Genomic DNA, 21485 nt, shown 5'->3' on the forward strand with positions numbered 1-21485 from the left:
GGGCGTGTCGCTGAAGGGACCGCGCTTCGGCCTGCAGCCGATCGTGTGGGTGGGCATCATCCTGTCGGTGTTCCAGCAGTTCGTCGGCATCAACGTGATCTTCTACTACTCGACGACACTGTGGCGCGCGGTCGGGTTCACCGAGTCGAACTCGCTGCTGATCAGCGTCATCACCTCGGTCACCAACGTGCTCGTCACGATCGTCGCGATCGTGCTCGTCGACCGCGTCGGCCGCAAGCCGATCCTGCTGACCGGCTCGGTCATGATGACCGTCTCCCTCGGGACGATGGCGCTGGCGTTCGCCTTCGCCGAGACCGTCGACGGCGAGGTCTCGCTGCCCGGGGCGTGGGGACCGATCGCGCTCGTCGCCGCCAACGTCTTCGTGATCGGCTTCGGCGCCTCGTGGGGCCCCCTCGTGTGGGTGCTGCTCGGCGAGATCTTCCCGAGCCGCATCCGCGGCAAGGCGCTGGGCGTCGCCGCCGGTGCGCAGTGGATCGCGAACTTCCTGATCACCGTGAGCTTCCCGGCGATGTCGGGCTGGTCTCTGCCGCTCACCTACGCGATGTACGCCCTGTTCGCGGCACTGTCCTTCATCTACGTCCTGGCGAAGATCCCCGAGACCAAGGGCATGGAGCTCGAGCAGACCGAGACCCTCTTCGCCACGAAGCCCAAGGCGGCACGCGCCGGCCGGTGACCGGAGCCCTTCGACGGGCTCAGGGCGCGCAGAGTGCCCGGGCCTAGAACTCGCCGTAGACCTCGACCGTGTTCGCCGCGATCTGCGCGCAGAGCTCGTCGACCTCCACGCCGAGCTCGGCGGCCATGAAGCGCACCGTCACGGGGATCAGGTACGGCGCATTCGGGCGCCCCCTGTGGGGCACGGGCGTCAGGAACGGCGCGTCGGTCTCGACGAGGATGCGCTCGCGCGGGATCACCGCGAGGGCGTCGCGCAGGTTCTGCGCGTTCTTGAACGTCACGTTTCCCGCGAAGGAGAGCCAGTAGCCGCGCTCCCCCGCGATCCGCGCCATCTCGGCATCGCCCGAGAAGCAGTGGAAGACCGTGCGCTCGGGAGCGCCGACGCGCTGCAGCGTCTCGAGCACGGCCTCGTGGGCGTCACGATCGTGGATCTGCATCGCGATGCCGTGTTTCTTGGCCAGCGCGATGTGCGCCTCGAAGCTCTCGAACTGCGCGGGCAGCCCCGCCTCGTCGGTGCGGAAGAAGTCCAGCCCCGTCTCGCCGATCGCCCGCACGCGAGGCTGCGCGGCGAGCTCGTCGACGACGGCGATCGCCTCCTCCAGCCGGCCGGCGTCGGCGTAGGCGGGCGCTTCGTTCGGATGGATCGCCACCGCCGCGAGAACACGGGGGTGGGATGCCGCCGCCCACGCCGACCAGCGGCTGGACTCGATGTCGCCCCCGGCCTGCACGACGCCGATCACGCCGACCGCGGCGGCCCGCTCGAGCTGCTCGTCGACTCTCAGGCCATCACCGTCGCCGTCGGCGATCTCGAGATGGCAGTGGTTGTCGTAGACCGGCACGGCGAGCGGCTCGGGCTGATCCGGGTATCGGAGGTCACGCCGCCCCTCTTGCGTCCGCTCCCGCACGTACTGCGACGGGTCACTCACGCGCGGGGCACCTCTGTCAGCACCGGAAAGCGGACAACATTCCGGAAGGACGGCGCCCCACCGCCGCCCGACGCGGTTCGAGCACCCCCGCAGGACTGTTGTTCCGGAATGTTGTGCAGCAGAGCCACTATCCGGCCTGCTCGACGCGCGGGAACAGCGGGGCCAGGGCCCGGGTCTGCGTGCCCGGCTGCAGCGCGCCCCAGGCTCCGGCATCCCGCAGCGGCTGCTCGGTGAGCGCACCGAGCGCGTCCTCGGCGCCGAGTGCGGCCCACAGCTTCTGCGTCGCCACGGGCATGACCGGCGAGAGCAGCACGGCGAGCGCGCGGAGGCCCTCGGCGCACGTGTACAGCACGGTGCCCAGCCGCTCTCGGCGCGCGTCGTCCTTCGCCAGCGCCCACGGCTCGTTCTCGGTGATGTAGCCGTTCAGGGCGTCGACGATCGTCCAGATCGACTCGATCGCCTCGTCGATGCGGAACCGCTCCACGGCGGCGTCGGCGGTGGCCGCGGCATCGGCCACGGTCTTCTGGATCGCGAGATCGGCCTCGGTGTAGGCCCCCGGGGCGGGGACGACGCCGTCGAAGTACTTGCCGATCATCGCGACGGTGCGCGAGGCGAGGTTGCCGAACCCGTTGGCGAGCTCGGCCTGGTACCGCGCCGAGAGGTCCTCCCACGAGAACGACCCGTCCTGCCCGAACGCGATCGCCGAGAGGAAGTAGAACCGGTACGCGTCCGAGCCGAACACGTCGGTGATCTCGGTCGGGGCGATGCCGGTGAGCTTGGACTTCGACATCTTCTCGCCGCCCACGAGCAGCCAGCCGTGCGCGAAGACGCCGCGGGGCACATCGACGCCCGCGGCCATGAGCATCGCCGGCCAGATCACGGCGTGGAAGCGCAGGATGTCCTTGCCGACGACGTGGTAGGCGGGCCACCGGCGCTCGAAGGTGGCCGGGTCGGCTCCGTAGCCCACGGCCGTGGCGTAGTTGAGCAGGGCGTCGACCCACACGTAGATGACGTGGTTCTCATCCCACGGCACCTTGATGCCCCAGTCGAACGTCGAGCGCGAGATCGAGAGGTCCTTCAGCCCCGAGCGCACGAACGAGACGACCTCGTTGCGTGCCGACTCGGGTCGGATGAAGTCGGGCTGTGAGCGGTAGAGCGCGAGCAGCGGCTCGGCGAACTCGCTGAGCTTGAAGAAGTAGTTCTTCTCCTGCAGCAGCTCGAGCGGCTTGGAGTGGATCGCGCAGACCTTGAGACCCTCGAAGGGCCCCGTGCCGTCGACGATCTCGGACTCGGGCTTGAACTCCTCGCAGCCGACGCAGTAGAGCGCCTCGTACTCGCCGGCGTAGATGTAGCCGCGGTCGTAGATCGCCTGCAGGAACTCCTGCACGCGCGTCTCGTGACGCTCCTGCGTCGTGCGGATGAAGTCGTCGTTGGCCACGTCGAGCGTCTCGAGCAGCGGAAACCACGACTCCGACACGAGCTTGTCGACCCACTCCTGCGGCGTCGCGCCGTTGGCGGACGCCGCCCGGATCATCTTCTGCCCGTGCTCGTCGGTTCCCGTCAGCATCCACGTGTCATCGCCCGCCTGGCGGTGCCAGCGCGCGAGCGTGTCGACCGCGACCGTCGTGTACCCGTGCCCGATGTGGGGCACATCGCTCGGGTAGTAGATCGGGGTGGTGATGTAGAAGGAACGGCCGTTGCTCACCCGACGATTCTAGGCGGGGCGGATGCCGGGGCCCGGGCGTGTGACGACGCCCGGGCGGTAGCGTGCCAGGGGTGGAGCGCACGATCATCTTCGACTTCGACGGCACGGTGTGCCTGGGCGACGGCCCGGCCCTGGAGTACGCGCGCGGGGTCGCCGATGCGCATCCCTCGCTCGCCGACCTCGAGCACCGGGTCGCTCGCCACCTCGCCGGCGACGCGCTGGCGGAGTTCGCCGGGGCCGTCGACGGCTACCAGGCGGTGCAGGGCGCGGCGAGCGCCGCCGGGGTGGATCCGGCCCGTATCGCGGCGGCGCTCGGCGGCGCCTGGCGGAGGAGGGGCTCGGCGTGCACGCTCCGGCGGGCTTCGCCGCGTTCGCCCGCGATCTGCGCGAGCGCGGAGCGCGGCTGCTGCTGGTCACCAACGCTCCCGGCGAGGGACTCGACAGCATCCTCGCACTGCTCGGGATCGACGCGTGCTTCGACCGGGTCATCGCCGACGCCGGCAAGCCGGGGGGCATGCACGCCGTGCTCGACGACATCGCCGGCGAGGCGTCGACGGTGCTGAGCATCGGCGACATCTGGGTGAACGACCTGAGCGTTCCGCACCGGCGCGGCGCGGCCACGGCCCTCATCGACGGGCACGGGAATCAGCCCGGAACACCAGATGTGCGGGTGCGTGCAATGCCCGACCTCTACATGTGGGTTCAGCGCTGGATCGAGGGCGCGACGGGCGCGTGAGCGGGCTCCGACCGGCGGGTTACAAGCGTGTGAACTTCCGGCGGGCGCGGCGGCGCGCGGGGTTACGTTCGTTGAGCCGCCGGGCCACCGGCGACACCGAGATCACATGTGCACCGCTCGTCGCCACGCGATGACCCACCAGGAGGAACCATGAAGCTCAGGATGCCGGCGGCCATCGCCGCGGCTGCCGTGACCACCCTCGTCCTCGCCGGCTGCGCCGGCGGATCGACCGATGACGGCGGCGACGCCGGGGCCGGCGGAGACGAGCCCACCGAGCTCGTCCTGGGCCTCGTGCCCTCGCAGGACGTCGACCAGCTCGTGCTCGACGCCGAAGAGCTCGGCACTCTCCTCTCGGACGAGCTCGGCATCCCGGTCACCGCCGAGGTCACGACCGACTACACCGCTCTCGTGACCGCCATGCAGGCGGGACAGGCGCAGATCGGCATGTTCGGCCCGATCGCGCTCGTCCAGGCCGCCGACCAGGCCGGGGCGGTGCCGATCCTGCAGTCGGTGCGCTTCGGCTCCGACACCTACGTCACGCAGTGGTACACGAACGAGCCCGACCGCTTCTGCATGGACGAGATCGTGACCGACGACGAGGGCTACACGTTCTGCAACGGCGCGGACAGCGCCGAGGAGGGCCCCGTCGGCGAGGACGCCCTCGCCGAGATCACGCAGGACGAGACGATCGCGTTCGTCGACGAGGGCAGCGCGTCGGGCTACTACTACCCCGCCACGCAGCTGCAGGAGGCGGGCCTGGATCCCTTCGCCCTGAACGGCGCGTTCTTCGCGGGCGGTCACCCCAACGCGGTGCTCGCCGTCGCCGACGGCAGCGCGAGCGTCGGCGTGAGCTTCAACGACGCCCGCAGCGAGGTCGTCGAGGAGCGCCCGAGCATCGGCTCCGACGTCACCGTGTTCGCGTGGTCGACGAACATCCCCAACGACGGCATCGCCGTCTCCTCGGACCTCTCGGAGGAGTGGCAGGAGCGCATCGCCGACGCGTTCATGGCCATCGCCGACACCGAGGACGGCCTCGCCGTGCTCGATGCCGTCTACAACATCGAGGGATTCGCGCCCGCCGACCTCGACGCGCTCGACGCGGCCCGCCAGGTCGAACAGAACTTCGGCGAAGAGTGATCCCCCGCGTGCCCGGCCGGCGATCGGCCGGCCGGGCACGCACACGCAGGAAGCAGCATCCGTGATTCGATTCGACAACGTCACCGTCGCCTACCCCGGCGGGACGAAGGGTCTCGACGGCGTCAGCCTCGAGATCCCCGACGGCCAGTTCGTCGTCGTGGTGGGTCTGTCGGGAGCCGGCAAATCGACGCTCGTGCGTACCATCAACGGCCTCGTGCCGGTGAGCGGGGGCACCCTCGAGGTCGACGGCGAACGCGTGGACGGCGCATCGGGTCGGCGCCTGCGACGCCTGCGCACCCGCGTGGGCATGATCTTCCAGTCCTTCAACCTGGTCGAGCGGGCGAGCGTGATGGACAACGTGCTCACGGGGCGTCTGCACGCCACCCCGACCTGGCGGGCGCTCCTCGGCGCGTGGCGCGCGGCCGACACCGAGATCGCCTTTCAGGCCCTCGAGCGCGTCGGCATCGTCGAGAAGGCCTACACGCGCGCCTCCTCGCTCTCGGGCGGTCAGCAGCAGCGCGTCGCGATCGCCCGCGCCCTGGCGCAGCAGCCGCGGGTCATCCTCGCCGACGAGCCCGTCGCCTCGCTCGATCCACCCACCGCCAACCTCGTCATGCGCGACCTGCAGCGCATCAACCGCGAGCTCGGCATCACGACCGTCGTCAACCTTCACTTCCTCGATCTGGCGACCACCTACGCGGAGCGCATCATCGGGATGCGCGCGGGCAGGGTCGTCTTCGACGGCACGCCCGCCGAGACCGACGAGAGCGTGTTCGAGCAGATCTACGGTCGGCGGCTGAATTCCGACGACATCCTGAGCGATCCCTCGTGAGCACCCCCGCATCCGCGGCACCCACGGCCCGCCCGCGCAGGCCGCGCCCCCGGCCGTTCTTCGTCATCGTCGGCATCGTCGCGGTGCTGCTGACGATCTGGTCGGCGCTCCAGATCCAGTTCTCGCTCGTGCCGCTGTTCGAGGGCAACCCGCGCGCGTGGGACATCATCGCCGCCTACCTCACGCCGAACTGGTCGTTCCTGTTCCGCGTCTGGGACGCCTGGGTCGAGACCATCGTCATGGCGATCCTCGCAACGCTTGCGGGCGCGATTGTGGGGCTCGGCTTCGCCCTCCTCGCCTCGCGGGCCACCAACCGCTCCCCCTGGTTCGTGCGCATCGTGCGGTGGTTCCTCTCGGTGCTGCGCTCCCTCCCCGAGATCGGATACGCCTACCTGATGGTGGCGCTCGTGAGCACCGGCACGCTGGCGGGGTTCCTGGCACTGGCCATCTTCAACGTCGGCATCATCGCCAAGCTCACGAGCGAGACGATCGACGGCGTCGCGCGCGGCCCCCTCGAGGCGGCGGATGCTGCCGGTGCGACCACCGCGCAACGATCGATCACCGCGGTGCTCCCGCAGATCTGGCCGGGCTACCTCTCGTACGTGCTGTACGTGTTCGAGCTGAACCTGCGCGCGTCGGCGATCATGGGCCTCGTCGGGGCCGGCGGCATCGGCGCCGTCATCGCGGTGGAGCGCGCCCGCTTCAACTACGACAACGTCTCGGCCATGGTCGTGGGGCTCATCGTGATCGTCATCGCGCTGGACGTGGTGTCGCGGATCGTGCGGAAGCGGCTGATCTGATGACAGCATCCGCCCCCGCCCGCCCCGCCCGAGGCGTCCGGCCCACGCCGCCCTCGAAGCTTCCCGCCACGATCGGATTCGTCGTTGCCGCCCTGCTCGTGGTCGGCTGCGTGTACCTTCTCGACGCCGACTGGGCGCGCCTGCTGGGTCTGCCCGAGTCGGTCGTCACCTACGTGGGGCTGCTCTCGCAGGGACTGTTCCTCAACCCGTTCGACGAACCGCAGAGCGAGTGGTGGAGCATCTCGTTCGAGTTCATGCTCGACTCCGTCTACATCGCGTGGGTCGGGACCCTCATCGGCGCGCTGCTCTCGCTGCCGATGGGCTTTCTCGCGGCCCGCAACGTCGCCCCCGCGTGGATCGTCGGCATCACGCGCACCGTGCTGAACGTCATCCGGGCGATCCCCGAGTTCATCATCGCGATCGTGTTCCTGCTGCCGCTGTACGGCTTCGAGCCCTCGGCGGGCGCGATCGCGCTCGGCGTGGGTTCGGTGGGCACGCTCGGCAAGCTCACGAGCGAGGCGATCGAGGGCCTGCGCCCCGGACCCGTCGAGGCGCTGCGGGCCACCGGGGCCGGCCAGCTCGCGGTGCTGCGCTGGGGCATGCTGCCGCAGGTGCTGCCCGAGATCATCGCGTTCTGGCTGTACCGCTTCGAGATCAACATCCGCGCCGGCGCGATCCTCGGCGCGCTGGGCCTGGGCGGCATCGGCTTTCTGCTGGATCAGCTCTTCAACGGGCGCGAATGGGCCAGGCTCGGCATCGCGCTCGTCGTCACCATCATCGTGACGATCATCGTCGACCAGCTCTCGGCCGCCGTCCGGCATCGGATCATCGGCGGCGAGGCGGGAACGGCGCGGGGGTCGGTGCTGCTCTAGGGGTGCGGGCGGGCGGCGAGGGCGGCCTGGTAGAGCTCGCGGGAGCTGTGGCCGGTCGCACCGGCGAGCGCGGCGCAGGCGTCCTTGAGCCGTTCGCCGGCGGCGGTGCGCTCGAGCACCTGCGCGACCGCCTCCGCCAGCGGCACGGCGCGCACGGGCGCCCCCTCGACGACGAGCACGCACTCGCCGCGCACGCCGGGTTCGGCCCAGACGGCGAGTTCGTCGAGCGTGCCGCGGGCGACCTCCTCGTGCAGCTTCGTCAGCTCGCGGCAGACGGCAGCGCGCCGCGCGCCACCGAACGCGACCCCCATCGCACGCAGCGTCGCTTCGACCCGCGAGGGCGCCTCGAAGAACACCATCGTGCGGCGCTCGTCGGCGAGGCCCGCGAACACGCTGCGGCGCTCACCCGGCTTGCGGGGCGCGAACCCCTCGAACGTGAACCGGTCGGAGGGCAGACCCGACAGGGCCAGGGCCGTGGGCACGGCGCTCGGACCCGGGATCACGGTCACCGTCACGCCGCGCGCAGCGGCCTCGGCGACGACGCCGTAACCCGGATCGCTCACCACCGGCATGCCCGCGTCGCTCAGCAGCAGCACGTCACCCTCGGTCGCGAGCTCGACGATCTCGGCGGCCTTCTGCTTCTCGTTGTGATCGTGCAGCGCGATCAGGCGAGGCCTGTTGCCGACACCGAGACCGGCCAGCAGGCGCTGGGTCGTTCGGGTGTCCTCGGCGGCGATGACGGTCGCGGACTCGAGCGCCTCGATGAGGCGGCGCGAGGCATCCCCGAGGTTGCCGATCGGGGTCGCGGCGAGGATCAGCATGCCGCCAGTCTGACACCCGCGCCGCCGTAGGCTGGTCGCGTGCAGCGGCAGGACGACACCCGGACAGGCGAGATCGCCCCGCTCCCGGCATCCCCGGCGCTCACGCCGTTCGAGCGCCTGCGGCTGAGACTGTCGCCGACCCCGGCCGCCGCGCGCGTGTGGCGCTGGCTCGCGCCGACCCTCGTGACGCTGCTCGCCGCCGTGCTTCGGCTGTGGAATCTCGGACATCCGCACGCCCTCGTGTTCGACGAGACCTACTACGTCAAGGACGCATGGACCCTCCTCCACCTCGGGTACGAGGGCTCGTGGCCGAGCGAAGCCGACGCCGCGTTCGTCGCGGGCGATGTCATGTCGTTCCTGCCCGAGAGCAGCTTCGTCGTGCATCCGCCGCTGGGCAAATGGCTGATCGCGCTGGGCCTGTGGGCGCTCGGTGCCGACGATGCGGCAGGCTGGCGGCTCGCCGTCGCGCTCGCCGGCACCGCCTCGGTGCTCGTGCTGTTCCTGATCGCGCGACGCCTGACCGGGTCGACGGTCTGGGCATCGGTGGCCGGCGGACTGCTCGCGATCGACGGGCTCGGCATCGTCCTCTCGCGCGTCGCCCTGCTGGATGGGCTGCTCGCGTTCTTCGTGCTGCTGGCGTTCTGGTTCGTGCTGATCGACCGCGACCGGCAGACGGCACGCATCGGCGTCGCCGTCGCCGCCGCGGGCGCCGGCGAGCCCGTGTCGTGGGGACCCGTCGTCTGGGCGCGCCCGTGGGTGCTTGCGGCGGGCGCGGCGCTCGGCTGCGCGACCGCGGTCAAATGGTCGGGGCTGTATGTCCTGGCCGCCGTCGGCATCTACCTCGTCGTCACCGATGCGCTGGCACGACGGTCCGCGGGCGTGTCGCGGTGGGCGATGGATGCCGCCCTCCGGCAGGGCCCCGTCGCCTTCGTGCTGCTCGTGCCCGTCGCCGCCCTCGTGTATCTGAGCTCGTGGACCGGGTGGCTCTTGACCGCCGGCGGCTATGACCGGCAGTCCGATCCGAACGCCCTCGCCGCGCTGTGGAACTACCACGAGGCGATCTACCGTTTTCACGTCGGCCTCACCAGCGAGCACTCGTACGCCTCGCCCGCCTGGCAGTGGCCGCTGCTGCTGCGGCCCACCTCGATGTACTGGAACAAGACCGAGGCCGGCACCGCCGGATGCGACGCGGCGAGCGGGTGTGTGCAGGCCGTCTCGAGCATCCCCAACCCGCTGATCTGGTACGCGGGGGTCGCGGCGGTCGTGTACCTCGCCGTGCGGTTCATCCGTCCCGCGGCGGGGCGGATGCGCGACCGGGCCGCGGCTTTTGTGCTCGTCGGGGTCGCCGCCACCTACGTGCCGTGGCTGCTCTACGCCGAGCGCACGATCTTCCAGTTCTACACGGTCGTGATCGTCCCGTTCCTCATCCTCGCGCTCGTGCTGGCCCTGCGCCGTGTCGCCGGGCCCCGCGAGGCGACCGTGCACCGCCGCACGAGCGGGCAGGGCGTCGTGCTCGTCTTCCTCGCGGTCGCGGCGCTGCTCTCGGCGTTCTGGTATCCCGTGTGGACGGCGATCGATGTGCCCTACGACTTCTGGCGCCTGCACAACTGGATGTTCACCTGGATCTGACCAGCTCCAGGACGTCGCCGGTCGGCAGCCGGCAGGTGAGCGCACGGCAGTCGTAGGCGAGGGGTTCGTCGCCTCGCGCGGCGACCTTGCCCGCGAAGAGGGCGAAGCCCGCGTCGGCGAGGCGCGCAGACGCTTCGGCCGACACGATCGCCGTGACGTCGCTGTCGACGGCGCGCGCGGCCTCGACGAGAGGATGCCGGGGCCCGCCACCGACGACCACCAGCTGTCGAGGCGGCTCGGCCAGCAGCGCGGCGACCCGCAGCTGCTCGCCGAAGGCGAGCGGGCGCGCCAGGGCTTCGGTGCTGTGCGCGGCGACGATCCTCGCGGCGAGGTCGCGGTAGTGCTCGCCGGCCCCGAGCATCCAGAGATCCAGGGAGGCGGCCGCGAGCGCCGAGAGGCCCGAGGGCTGGTCGCCGTCCGAGGCGTCCGGCGCGAGGGTCATCCGCTGCGCCTGGAGCACGACGTCACCACCGCCCGGAACCGTGGGTTCTCCGCGCCCGTCGATGCAGGCGTCGACCAGCTCGCGCGCCCGGATGGCGAACGCCGGTTCGCCCGCGGCCGCGGCGAGGGCGATGAGGCCACGGGCCAGCTGGCCGTGATCGGCGAGCGTCGCCGCCGCCGGAGAGGGGATCTCATCCAGCGAGGCCCGGCGCATCGAGCCGTCGGGGCCGATGTTGTTCTCGATCACATCCAGCGCCGCGCGTCTCGCCGCATCGATCCACGAGCTCTCGGCCAGGCGCATGCCCGCGCGGGCGAGCGCGCCGATGGCGAGGCCGTTCCAACCGGTCACGACCTTGTCGTCGACGGCCGGTGGGGCAAGATCTGACCGCCCGGCAGCATCCCGCGCGTAGTATCCACCCTCGCTGCGGGCGCCCTCGATGAGCGATTCGGAGTCCTGGGCTGCCCCGAAACCCCCGCTCGGGCGTTGGAGCACCTCGATCAGGAACCCCGCGATGCCCCGCGCCGTCGCGGCGTCTCCGACCGCGAGCGCGACATCCAGCAGCAACGCGTTGTCGGTGAGCATGCGCTCGTAGTGGGGCACGCTCCAGTCGCGCCGGGTGGCGTAGCGGAAGAAGCCGCCCTCGACCGGGTCGCGCAGGGGAGAGCCCGCCATCGCGGCGAGCGCACGCGGCGCGACCGCCGCGGCATCGGGCGCGCCCTGTCGCACGAGCGGCGTCTGCAGGAACCCGAGCGCCGTCGCGATCGGGAACTTGGGGGCGTCCGCTCCCGGCCCGGTCGCCCCGGGACGGGAGACGAACCCGCCCTCCTCGGGGTCCTCGTGCGCGGCGAGAGCGCGGGCGGCCGCGACGAGGGCGCCCGCGGACGGGGCGGCGGGGGTGCCGGACGCGCCGTCGCCGCCAGGGCCGGCGCTGACCGCCGGCGGTCGGCGCAGCGCATCGGCGATCGCTTCGGCGGAGGCTTCGACCTCGCCCCGGCGCTGCGTCCATGCCTCGCGCACGGCGGCGAGCACATCGCGAAAGGCCGGGATCGGGGGCCGCGCCTCGGGCGGATAGTACGTGCCCGCATACAAGGGGACGCCCTGGGGCGTGCTGAACACCGTCAGAGGCCAGCCCAGGTGCGGAGTGAACGCGGCGGCGGCCGCCATGTATACCGCGTCGACCTCGGGGTGCTCCTCCCGGTCGACCTTGATCGCGACGAAGCCGTCGTTGATGCGGGCGGCCGTGTCGGGGTCGGCGAAGGATTCCCGCGCCATGACGTGACACCAGTGACAGGTCGAATAGCCGATCGAGACGAGCACGGGAACGTCGCGGCGACGCGCCTCGGCGAACGCCCGCTCGCCCCACGGGTACCACGCGACGGGGTTGCCGGCGTGCTGGCGCAGGTACGGGCTCTGGGAGTCATCGAGGCGGGAGGCCATCGCTTCACGCTACGCCCGACGCGGGCCCTCCGGGGCCCACGCGGTTGCCCGAGACGAGGAGATCCGCACGAGACGAGGAGTCTCAGACGAGATCGGGCCCTCCCCTCGCGCTGATCTCCTCTTCTCAGCAATGGCGCCCCGCGCGGCGCCGCGAGGGGCGGCGCTGGGGCGCCCCACCGCCCGCGCGGCGCGCGCGTCAGTTGACGTCGTCGGGGTGCGAACCCACGCGGCCCGAGCCGTCGCCGGGGTCGAGCGCGTCGAGCGCGTCCATCTCGGCATCCGTCAGTGCGAAGTCGAAGACGTCGAGGTTCTCGCGCAGCCGCTCGGCGCGCACCGACTTGGGGAAGACGATGTTGTCCTTCTGGATGTGCCAGCGCAGCACGACCTGCGCGGGAGTCTTCCCGTACGCCTCCGCGGGCGCCGCGACCGCGGGAAGGCCGAACAGGTCGTACTTGCCCTGACCGAGCGGCCCCCACGCCTCGATGAGCACGCCGTTCTCCGCCGCCCATGCGACGACGTCGCGCTGCTGGTAAGCGGGGTGCAGCTCGATCTGGTTGACGGCGGGCACCTCGCCGGTCTCGGCGACGACGCGCTCGAGATGGGGCACGAGGAAGTTCGAGACTCCGATGCTGCGGGCGAGTCCGGCATCCCGGATGGCGATCAGGGCCTTCCACGCGTCGACGAAGTTGTCGTTCGCCGGCGTCGGCCAGTGCACCAGGTAGAGGTCGACGTACTCGAGACCGAGCTTCGCGAGGCTCTCGGCGATCGCCGCGGCCGGTTCGTCGCCCTCGTGCCGGTCGTTCCACAGCTTCGTGGTGATGAAGAGCTCGTCGCGAGGGATGCCGGAGGCCGCGATCGCCGCACCGACGCCCTCCTCGTTGCCGTAGATGGCGGCCGTGTCGATGTGGCGGTAACCGAGCGCGAGCGCCTCGGACACCGCGCGCTCGGTGTCGTCGGCGGGCACCTTGAAGACGCCGTAGCCGAGCTGGGGGATGTCGAAGCCGGAGTTCAGTCGCAGAGCGGGAATCGTCATCCCCCCAGCCTAGGAACTGCGCAGCGGCAACGGGGCATTCAGGCCGAAGACGTGCAGCGCGCCCGGTCCTCCCGCGAAGAACGTGTCGTGCGTGGGGCGCGGCGAGAGGGGCAGGATGCTGACCGTATCGGCCGGCAGGCGCTCGAGCGCCGCGGGTGCCGAACTCGGCGATTTCACCTCGCCCCCGACGGCGGCCTGCGCGACCCGGGCCAGCTGCGAGTGCGCCTGGTATCGGGGGTTCGCGGGATCGATGTAGCTGCCGAACGCGCACCGCACGCCGTAGACCACGCCCGCGCCCGCGGGAGACACGCCATCGCCGACCGCGGACTGCCCGTCGACGTGGAAGACGTACCCGCCCGCGGCCGCGGCGAGGGATGCCGGGGCGAGCACCGCCCCGCACGAGGGGACGATCTGCAGCTCGAGGCCCTCCCCCGCGTCGCGCGGCCAGCGGTTGCGCGGCAGACCGCGGCGCAACCGCGCGTCGGCATGGTCGAGGCAGATCTCGACCCCGACGTCGACCGGCGTGACAGCATCCGGAGCCAGACGCAGGATCGCATGCGGATCGCCCGCCGCGCGTTTGAGGTCTCCGGCCGACAGGTCGATATAGGGGTGCGCGATCATCTGCTCGGTGACGACGTCGTCACGTCCCGTGGTGTCCCAGAGCACGAAGTCCGCCGCGGCGTCGTAGTACTTCTCGGTGGTCGCCGAGGCGGGTGCGCCGGCGAAGACGCCCGCCGCGGTGCCGAGATCGGGTCCCTGGATGATCGCCCGGTTGCGCACCTGCAGGACGGGATGGGCGTGCCCCCACTGCAGATAGTCCTCGACGACCTCGAAGATCTTGGCGGCGTCCTCGCCGTCGGCCTGCCGGTACCGGTGCGCGAGGTCGGCGACCACGCCGTTGCGGACGAGGGTGGTCGTGCGCGAGAAGACCTCCCGCACATCGTCGGCGGCGGCCGACACCGCCGTGCCGAACACGAACAGCCAGTCCGGGTAGTCCGCCGGCGAGAACTCCTCGGCCAGACGCTCCTGCAGGTGCACGATCGGATCGGGACCGTCCGTCGCGTGCAGGTACGGGCCCTGCGCGCCGTGCCAGAAGAACTCCGGGGCGACGAAGACGTTCAGCACGCCGCTCTCCTGCGCGGGCAGCGCGGCGCGCGCCGTCTCGACGGCCGAGCGGAGGATGCCCATGCGGCCCGCGATGTCGGCCGCAGCATCCGGCAACCCGAGGTAGGTGCCCCCGAACGCGCCGCCCCCGTTCGGGCCGCCGAGTGTCGACATCTGTGCGGGAGAAGTGGGGAGGGCGTAGCCGATGAAGCGGACCGAATGCCATCCCGGGGTCGTCATGCGCTCAGCCTAGAGGCGGTGCGCCGTCATACGATGGAGGGCTATGTCCGTGCCCGCCGCCAAGATCGACGCCGTGATCTCGTTCCCGCCCGAGCTGCCCGTCAGCGCCGCGCGCGACGAGATCGCCGCCGCGATCCGCGACCACCAGGTCGTGATCGTCGCCGGCGCGACGGGCTCGGGCAAGACCACGCAGCTGCCGAAGATCTGCCTCGAGCTCGGCCGCGAGAGGATCGCGCACACCCAGCCGCGCCGCATCGCCGCGCGCACCATCGCCGAGCGCATCGCCGACGAGCTCGAGGTCGAGCTCGGCACGGTCGTGGGCTACAAGGTGCGCTTCACCGACAAGGTCTCCGACGCGACGCGGGTGGCGCTCGTGACCGACGGGATCCTGCTCAATGAGATCCATCGCGACCGGCTGCTGCGCCGATACGACACGATCATCGTCGACGAGGCGCACGAGCGCAGCCTCAACGTCGACTTCCTCCTCGGGTACCTGCGGCGCATCCTCCCCGAGCGCCCCGATCTCAAGGTCGTCATCACCTCGGCGACGATCGATCCCGAGAGCTTCGCGGCGCACTTCGCGGATGCCGGGGGCACCCCCGCCCCGATCATCGAGGTCTCGGGGCGCACCTACCCCGTCGAGGTGAGGTATCGCGCGCTCGTCGCCGACGACGAAGCCGCCACCTACGACGTCGACGGCGACGAGATCGCGGGCATCGTGCAGGCGTTGCGCGAGCTCGATCGCGAGCCCGCCGGCGACGTGCTGGTGTTCCTGCCCGGCGAAGCAGAGATCCGCGATGCCGCCGAGGCCGTGCGCGGAGCGTACGCGCAGGCGTCCTCCCCCACAGAGGTGCTGCCCCTGTACGGCCGTCTGAGCGCCGCCGAGCAGCATCGCGTGTTCGAGCGCTCGAAGGTCGCGGGCGTGCGCCGTCGCGTCGTCCTCGCGACCAACGTCGCCGAGACGAGCCTCACCGTGCCGGGCATCAAGTACGTCGTGGATGTCGGAACCGCCCGCATCTCGCGCTACAGCACGCGCGCCAAGGTGCAGCGTCTGCCGATCGAGGCCGTCTCCCAGGCGTCGGCACAGCAGCGGTCGGGCCGCGCGGGGCGCACGAGCGACGGCGTCGCGATCCGTCTCTATTCGGAGGAGGACTTCGCGGCGCGTCCCGAGTTCACCGAGCCCGAGATCCTGCGCACGAGCCTCGCCTCGGTCACCCTGCAGATGCTCGCCCTGGGCTTCGGCGACATCCAGGCCTTCCCCTTCCTCACCCCGCCCGACTCGCGGGGCGTGATGGCGGCGCTCGATCTGCTGGTCGAACTCGGCGCCGTCACGCTGCGCCCGGGCGCCGAGCCGAGGCTGACGAAGATCGGACGCGAGATCGCGCGGATGCCGATCGACCCGCGGTTCGCGCGCATGCTCATCGAGTCGCAGCGCACGGGAACGACCCGGGAGCTGCTCGCGATCGTCGCCGGCATGTCGATCCAGGACGTGCGCGAGCGCCCGGAAGAAGCCCGTGAGCAGGCCGACCGCCTGCATGCGCGCTTCGTCGATCCCACGAGCGACTTCCTCACCCTGCTGAACCTCTGGAACCACCTGCAGGAGCAGGCGCGCGAGCTGGGCTCCAGCGCCTTCCGGCGCCTGTGCCGCGCCGAGCACCTCAACTATGTGCGCGTGCGCGAGTGGTTCGACGTGCATCGCCAGCTGCGCTCGTTCGTGCGCGATCCCGAGCGAGACCGCCGCACGGCTCCCGCGCCCCGCACGGCCCCTGAGCCCGTCGAAGGGGCCACCGCCGACCCCGACGCGCTGCACCGCGCGATCCTCGCCGGCCTGCTCTCGCACATCGGCGTGCTCGATGCCCGCGCACTCGCGAAGGCGACGAACGAGCGGCGCGACCGGCGGCCGGCGCCCGCCGAGTATCTCGGGGCGCGCGGTGTGCGATTCCAGGTCTTTCCAGGCTCGGGGCTGAAGAAGAAGCGCCCCGCGGCGATCATGGCGGCCGAACTCGTCGAGACCTCGCGCCTGTACGGCCGCACGATCGCGGCGATCGATCCCGCGTGGGCCGAGTCCCTCGCCGGCGACCTCGCGAAGCGTCAGGTCAACGAGCCGCACTGGTCGAAGGATGCCGGAGCCGCGGTCGCGGACGAGAAGGTGACGCTGTTCGGGGTCGAGATCATCCCGCGCCGCCGGGTGCAGTTCGCCCGGATCGACCCTGCCGGCGCCCGCGAACTGTTCGTGCGGCACGCGCTCGTCGAGGGCGAGTGGAACGCCGATCGCCTCGACAAGCGATTGACGGCGTTCGTGCGCGCGAACCACGAACTGCGGCGACGCCTTGAGAAGGTCGAGGAGCGGGAGCGGCGCCGCGACATCCTCGCGGGCGACGAGGCGGTGTTCGACTTCTACGACGCGCGCATCCCGCGCGACGTCTTCGACGTCCGCTCCTTCGAGACGTGGTGGCGCGATGAGCAGGGACGCACGCCGCATCTGCTGTCGATGCGCGAGCAGGACCTCGTCGAGGGCGAGGCGCGCGCCGACGCCCGCGAGTTCCCGACGCGGTGGACGCAGGGGGATCAGACCCTGACCCTGGCCTATCGGTTCGAGCCCGGCGCCGAGGACGACGGCGTGAACGTCGTCGTGCCCCTGCCGCTGCTGGCGGGGCTCCGCGCCGACGGCTTCGACTGGCAGGTGCCGGGCCTTCGCGCCGAGCTCATCGCCGGGCTGCTGCGCGCGCTGCCCAAGGCGATCCGCCGCAACGTCGTGCCCGCCGCCGACTGGGCCGCGCGCTTCGCCGACGACCTCGCCGGTGCCGGGCCCGAGGACCACGCCGGCCTCCCCTCCGACACGCTCGTGGACGCCCTCGCACGGCGCGTGCAGCGCGTGGCGAACCAGCCGGTGACGGCGGCGGACTTCGAGCTCGACCGCGTGCCCGCGCACTTGCGGATGGCCTTCCGCGTCGTCGATGCCCGCGGGCGCACCGCGGGCGCCGGCCGTGACCTCGCCGAGCTGCAGGCGCGGCTCGCCGGCCGGGCGCGCGAGAGCGTCGCCTCACGGCTGAGCGCACCGGCCCCCGCGGCCCGGCCCGGGCGCGTGGCGGGCGCGTCCCCGGCCTCGCCCGGCACGGCGCAGGCGTCGAGCCACACGGTCACGGAGCGCTCGGGTATCACCACGTGGGATCTCGGCTCGCTGCCCGAGGTCGTGGACACCCGGGTCGCCGGCGGCGTCGTCCGCGGATACCCGACCCTCGTCGACGAGGTGACGAGCGTGGCGCTGCGGGTCGAGACGACACCGGAGGCCGCCGCGCGGGCGCTGCGGGGCGGCATCCGTCGCCTGGTGCTGCTCGCCGTGCCCTCTCCGGTGTCGTACGTGCAGGAGCATCTCGCCGCCAACGAGAAGCTCGCCCTGGCCGCATCGCCGTACCCGTCGGCGAAGGCCCTCATCGAGGACTGCCGCGCCGCCGCCGCCGACGCGCTGATCGAGTCCGTCGCGCCGGGCGGCATCGTGCGCACCCACGCCGACTTCGAGCGGGTGCGGGATGCTGTCTCGGCGGGCATCGTCGATGCGCTCTTCGCCTGCGTGTCACAGGTGGCGCGCATCCTCCTCCTGCAGCGCGACGTCGATCGTGCGCTGCGCGGTCAGAACGCGCTGACCGTGCTGGGTGCGCTGAACGATGTGCGCGCGCAGGTCGGGGGTCTCGTGTTCGCCGGGTTCGTGTCGCGTCTGGGCACCGCGCGCCTCGCGCACCTGCCGCGGTATCTGCAGGGCGCGCTGCAGCGACTGCAGGGGCTCGCCGACAATCCCGGGCGCGACCGCGCGCGCATGAGCGAGTTCGAGCGTGCGTGGGCCCCGTTCGCGGAGGCGGGCGGCGCCGTTCCGCTTCCGCCGCACCCGCCCTCGGGGCTCGCGCACGCGCGCTGGCTGCTCGAGGAGTACCGCATCAGTCTCTTCGCGCAGTCGCTCGGCACGGCCGAGCCGGTCTCGCCCCAGCGCATCACGAAGGCGCTCCGCGGGTAGCCTCGAACGTACACACGCGCTCATCGATGAGGAGATCCCCATGACCCGTTCGATCGTGTACACCAGCTTCGGCGGTCCCGAGGTGCTCACCCTGGCGACGATCCCGACCCCCGAACCGCGCCCCGGCCACATCGTCGTGCGCGTCGAGGCCGCCGGGGTCAATCCCATCGACGCCAAGCTGCGCGCGGGCCGGCGCGCGTCCGCGCCATTGACGAAGCCGCGACACGTCGGCCGCGACGGCGCGGGCGTCGTGGTCGCCGTCGGCGACGATGTCGAGGGCTTCCGCGTCGGCGAACCGGTCGCGTTCCGCGACACCAGCGGGGCGTACGCGAGCGAGGTGCTCGTGCAGGCCTCGCACGCGGTGCCGCGGCCCCCGCACGTCACGGCGGCCGCGGCGGCGGGCATCGGCATCCCCGTCGGCACGGCCTATCAATCCCTCAAGTCCCTCGCCGTCGGCCCCGGCGACACCCTGCTGTTGCACGCCGGGTCGGGCGCCGTCGGCCAGGCGGCCATCCAGTACGCCGTGCTCTGGGGCGCGACCGTGATCGCCACCGCGAGCGAGCGCCGTTTCGATCGGGTGCGCGCTCTCGGTGCGATGCCCGTGGCGTACGGCCACGGGCTGGTGGAACGCCTGCGCACCGCGGCCCCGCAGGGCGTGACGGTCGCCCTCGATGCCGCGGGAACCGACGAGGCGATCGAGGCCTCGCTCGCCCTGGTGCCCGATCCTCACCGCATCGCGACCCTCGTGCGCGGCGCGGATGCGGCGGACTTCGGCATCCGCGCGTTCTCGGGCGGCGGACCCGCTCCCCTCAGCGACACGGAGCTCGCCTGGCGGGCCGAGGCGCTTCCCGTGACCGTGGCGCTCATGGCGGCGGGCGCATTCCAGATCGAGGAGGGCCCGTCGTTCCCGCTGGCTGCCGCGTGCGACGCGCACCGTGCGATCGAGGCGGGCGTCGACGGAAAGATCGTGCTCCTGCCCTGAGCCTGCACCATCTGCCCGCCCGGCCCCCGAACCCGGCCCATGGGTGTCCCATTTTCTGTCGCCCGCGGCGGCGCCGCGCGACAGAAAATGGGACACCCACACGGGCCGCGCGGCCCCGGCGACATACGGTGACACACGCATTGCGCGCGGCGCGGTCCGGCGTGTGACGATGTGGGCATGAGCGATGCCCGTCTTCCCGCGCGCCCGGATGCTGCCGACGGCGGCTTCGCGACCCTTCAGGTGCAGGCGGGGTACACACCCGGCATCGCCCAGAACACCGCGATCCCCCCGATCTACCAGTCAAACGCATACGAGTTCCCCTCGCTCGCGCACGCGCGGGACGTCTTCGCGCTCCGCACGGTCGGCAACGTCTACAGCCGCAACGCCAACCCGACCCAGCTCGTGCTCGAGGAGCGCGTCGCGCGGCTCGAGGGCGGCACGGCCGCCGTCGCGGTCGGCTCGGGGCAGGCGGCGTCGGCGGGTGCCATCCTCGCGCTCGCCTCGCAGGGCCATCACATCGTCGCGGCCCGCCAGCTGTACGGTGGCACGATCGATCTGCTGGCGGACTCGCTCGCCGACCTCGGCATCGAGGTGACGTTCGTCGATCAGGACGACGTCGAGGGATGGCGCGCAGCAGCCCGGCCCGAGACGCGCGCCTTCTTCGCCGAGACGATCACCAACCCGCTCGCCACGGTGCTCGACGTCCGCGCGATCGCGGACGCCGCACACGAGGCCGGTGTGCCCCTGATCGTCGACAACACCGTCGCGACCCCGTACCTGCTGCGTCCGGGCGACCACGGCGCCGACATCGTCGTGCACTCGGCCACGAAGTACCTCGGCGGTCACGGCGCCGCCCTGGGCGGCGTGATCGTCGACATCGGCCGGTTCGACTTCGCGGCCGACCCCGACCGCTGGCCGCAGTTCACGCGCCCCTATCCGCGATTCAGAGATCTCGTCCTGTGGGAGCGCTTCGGCGCCGCTGGGCAGGCGCTCACCGTGTACATCAAGACGAAGTTCGTGCACGACTTCGGCCCGACGCTGGCAGCCACCTCGTCCTCGCAGCTGCTGCAGGGCATCGAGACCCTCGATCTGCGCATGCGACGCCACAGCGACAACGCCCTCGAGGTCGCGCGCGTGCTCGACGCGCATCCTTCGGTGTCGCGGGTGCACCACCCGGGGCTCTCACACAACCCCTGGCACGGCGCGGCGGCGCGGTATCTGCCCCGCGGAACCTCTGGCGTCTTCGCCTTCGACCTCGCGGGATCGGGTGATGCGACTCGTGATCAACAGCTCGTCGAGCGAGTCGTCGATGCGCTGCGCGTCATCCGCCTGGTGGCCAACATCGGTGACGCCCGCAGCATGGTCTCACACCCGGCATCCATGACCCACAGCCACATGACGCCCGACCAGCTGGCGGCCGCGGGCATCTCTCCGACGACGATCCGCCTCTCGATCGGTCTCGAAGACCCCGCCGATCTGACGGCAGACCTGGCCCAGGCCCTGTCCCGGGCCTGAGCGAGGTCTGCACCCGCCCGGGTCAGTTCGCCGAACGGCGCTTGTTGTAGACGTCGAACGCGACGGCGAGCAGCAGCACGAGTCCCTTGACGGCCTGCTGCCATTCGATGCCGATCCCGAGGATCGACATGCCGTTGTTGAGCACGCCGATGATGAGGCCACCGATGATCGCCCCGCCGATGGTGCCGACCCCGCCCTGCACGGCCGCGCCGCCGATGAAGGCCGCCGAGATCGCCTCGAGCTCGAATCCGTCACCGGCCTTGGGGCCGGCGAGGTTGAGCCGCGCGGTGAAGATGAGGCCCGCGAGCGCCGCGAGGAAACCCATGTTCACGAACAGCCAGAAGTCGACCCGGCGGGTCTTGATGCCGGAGAGCTCGGCCGCGTGACGGTTGCCGCCGATGGCGTAGATGTGGCGACCGAACACGGTGCGGTTCATCACGACGCCGTACACGAGAACGAGGATCGCGAGGATGATCAGCGTGACGGGGATGCCCTTGTAGGTGGCGAGCGAGTAGGCGAAGAACGCGATCGCGGCCGAGATCAGCACGAGCTTGACGATGAACCAGACCGGC

The 21485-nt window shown here is 71.6% G+C and carries 16 protein-coding genes and 1 pseudogene; 10 read left to right on the forward strand and 7 right to left on the reverse strand.

Translation table 11 applies throughout. From position 1 onward, the window contains the following. Positions 1–694 (forward strand): MFS transporter (locus tag DI573_RS06415; protein ID WP_292811903.1); only part of this gene is annotated, 694 nt, incomplete at its 5' end. A gap of 43 nt (positions 695–737) precedes the next feature. On the opposite strand, the gene DI573_RS06420 is transcribed toward DI573_RS06415, so the two are convergent. Next, positions 738–1619: a TatD family hydrolase gene (locus DI573_RS06420; protein WP_292811905.1), complete on the reverse strand. Its 882-nt coding sequence runs from the start codon at positions 1617–1619 to the stop codon at positions 738–740. Between the two features lie 127 nt (positions 1620–1746). Then, positions 1747–3324 carry a methionine--tRNA ligase gene (gene metG / locus DI573_RS06425; RefSeq protein ID WP_292811907.1) on the reverse strand — a complete coding sequence of 526 codons (1578 nt, stop codon included), beginning with the start codon at positions 3322–3324 and terminating at the stop codon, positions 1747–1749. 343 nt (positions 3325–3667) lie between these two features. Here metG and DI573_RS06430 point away from each other — a divergent pair, with 343 nt between their 5' ends. The 5 genes from DI573_RS06430 (at position 3668) to phnE (DI573_RS06450) (ending at position 7701) form a co-directional block, all read left to right on the forward strand. Further along, complete coding sequence (locus DI573_RS06430; RefSeq protein WP_292811909.1) at positions 3668–4060, forward strand: HAD family hydrolase; 393 nt, start codon at positions 3668–3670, stop codon at positions 4058–4060. Positions 4061–4210: 150 nt separating this feature from the next. After that, entirely contained in the window at positions 4211–5197 is a 987-nt protein-coding gene (gene phnD, locus DI573_RS06435) for a phosphate/phosphite/phosphonate ABC transporter substrate-binding protein (protein ID WP_292811912.1), read from the forward strand. A gap of 61 nt (positions 5198–5258) precedes the next feature. Beyond that, positions 5259–6029, forward strand: a complete 771-nt coding sequence (gene phnC / locus DI573_RS06440) for a phosphonate ABC transporter ATP-binding protein (RefSeq protein ID WP_292811913.1) — start codon at positions 5259–5261, stop codon at positions 6027–6029. Then, on the forward strand, positions 6026–6829 hold the full coding sequence (phnE, locus tag DI573_RS06445) for a phosphonate ABC transporter, permease protein PhnE (RefSeq protein ID WP_292811915.1): 804 nt from the start codon (positions 6026–6028) through the stop codon (positions 6827–6829). Before phnC ends, phnE (DI573_RS06445) begins: the two co-directional genes overlap by 4 nt. Continuing rightward, a complete protein-coding gene (gene phnE / locus DI573_RS06450; protein ID WP_292811918.1) occupies positions 6829–7701 on the forward strand; it encodes a phosphonate ABC transporter, permease protein PhnE in 873 nt (290 codons plus the stop codon). Before phnE (DI573_RS06445) ends, phnE (DI573_RS06450) begins: the two co-directional genes overlap by 1 nt. On the opposite strand, the gene rsmI is transcribed toward phnE (DI573_RS06450), so the two are convergent. Then, on the reverse strand, positions 7698–8522 hold the full coding sequence (gene rsmI / locus DI573_RS06455; protein ID WP_292811920.1) for a 16S rRNA (cytidine(1402)-2'-O)-methyltransferase: 825 nt from the start codon (positions 8520–8522) through the stop codon (positions 7698–7700). The genes phnE (DI573_RS06450) and rsmI overlap by 4 nt on opposite strands. A gap of 39 nt (positions 8523–8561) precedes the next feature. Between rsmI and DI573_RS06460 the strand changes: the two genes are divergently transcribed. Then, the gene (locus tag DI573_RS06460; RefSeq protein WP_292811923.1) at positions 8562–10151 is read left to right on the forward strand and encodes a phospholipid carrier-dependent glycosyltransferase; all 1590 of its coding nucleotides are present in this window, start codon (positions 8562–8564) and stop codon (positions 10149–10151) included. Here DI573_RS06460 and DI573_RS06465 read toward each other — a convergent pair. The 3 genes from DI573_RS06465 to DI573_RS06475 all read right to left on the reverse strand — a co-directional run bounded on the left by DI573_RS06465 (position 10138) and on the right by DI573_RS06475 (position 14407). Next, a complete protein-coding gene (locus DI573_RS06465; protein ID WP_292811925.1) occupies positions 10138–12030 on the reverse strand; it encodes a DUF255 domain-containing protein in 1893 nt (630 codons plus the stop codon). The genes DI573_RS06460 and DI573_RS06465 overlap by 14 nt on opposite strands. A gap of 196 nt (positions 12031–12226) precedes the next feature. Beyond that, entirely contained in the window at positions 12227–13063 is an 837-nt protein-coding gene (locus DI573_RS06470) for an aldo/keto reductase (RefSeq protein WP_292811927.1), read from the reverse strand. A 9-nt stretch (positions 13064–13072) separates the two neighbouring features. Then, positions 13073–14407 carry a hypothetical protein gene (locus tag DI573_RS06475; RefSeq protein WP_292811929.1) on the reverse strand — a complete coding sequence of 445 codons (1335 nt, stop codon included), beginning with the start codon at positions 14405–14407 and terminating at the stop codon, positions 13073–13075. Between the two features lie 43 nt (positions 14408–14450). On the opposite strand from DI573_RS06475, the gene hrpA reads away from it, so the two are divergent. The 3 genes from hrpA (at position 14451) to DI573_RS06490 (ending at position 20913) form a co-directional block, all read left to right on the forward strand. Beyond that, complete coding sequence (gene hrpA, locus DI573_RS06480) at positions 14451–18416, forward strand: ATP-dependent RNA helicase HrpA (protein ID WP_292811931.1); 3966 nt, start codon at positions 14451–14453, stop codon at positions 18414–18416. 40 nt (positions 18417–18456) lie between these two features. Then, positions 18457–19398, forward strand: a complete 942-nt coding sequence (locus tag DI573_RS06485; RefSeq protein ID WP_292811933.1) for an NADP-dependent oxidoreductase — start codon at positions 18457–18459, stop codon at positions 19396–19398. Positions 19399–19575: 177 nt separating this feature from the next. After that, on the forward strand, positions 19576–20913 hold the full coding sequence (locus DI573_RS06490; protein ID WP_292811935.1) for an aminotransferase class I/II-fold pyridoxal phosphate-dependent enzyme: 1338 nt from the start codon (positions 19576–19578) through the stop codon (positions 20911–20913). Between the two features lie 22 nt (positions 20914–20935). Here the strand turns inward: DI573_RS06490 and DI573_RS06495 are convergent. Then, positions 20936–21485: pseudogene (locus tag DI573_RS06495) on the reverse strand (sugar ABC transporter permease); the annotation flags it as partial.

The organism is Microbacterium sp. (assembly GCF_003248605.1).
Taxonomy (GTDB): Bacteria; Actinomycetota; Actinomycetes; order Actinomycetales; family Microbacteriaceae; genus Microbacterium.

Coding starts and splice junctions, on each gene's coding strand:
- rsmI (WP_292811920.1), bottom strand. CDS start 8,522: ATGCTGATCCTCGCCGCGACCCCGATCGGCAACCTCGGGGATGCCTCG.
- hrpA (WP_292811931.1), top strand. CDS start 14,451: ATGTCCGTGCCCGCCGCCAAGATCGACGCCGTGATCTCGTTCCCGCCC.
- DI573_RS06465 (WP_292811925.1), bottom strand. CDS start 12,030: ATGGCCTCCCGCCTCGATGACTCCCAGAGCCCGTACCTGCGCCAGCAC.
- DI573_RS06475 (WP_292811929.1), bottom strand. CDS start 14,407: ATGACGACCCCGGGATGGCATTCGGTCCGCTTCATCGGCTACGCCCTC.
- phnD (WP_292811912.1), top strand. CDS start 4,211: ATGAAGCTCAGGATGCCGGCGGCCATCGCCGCGGCTGCCGTGACCACC.
- DI573_RS06485 (WP_292811933.1), top strand. CDS start 18,457: ATGACCCGTTCGATCGTGTACACCAGCTTCGGCGGTCCCGAGGTGCTC.
- DI573_RS06470 (WP_292811927.1), bottom strand. CDS start 13,063: ATGACGATTCCCGCTCTGCGACTGAACTCCGGCTTCGACATCCCCCAG.
- phnE (WP_292811918.1), top strand. CDS start 6,829: ATGACAGCATCCGCCCCCGCCCGCCCCGCCCGAGGCGTCCGGCCCACG.
- DI573_RS06490 (WP_292811935.1), top strand. CDS start 19,576: ATGAGCGATGCCCGTCTTCCCGCGCGCCCGGATGCTGCCGACGGCGGC.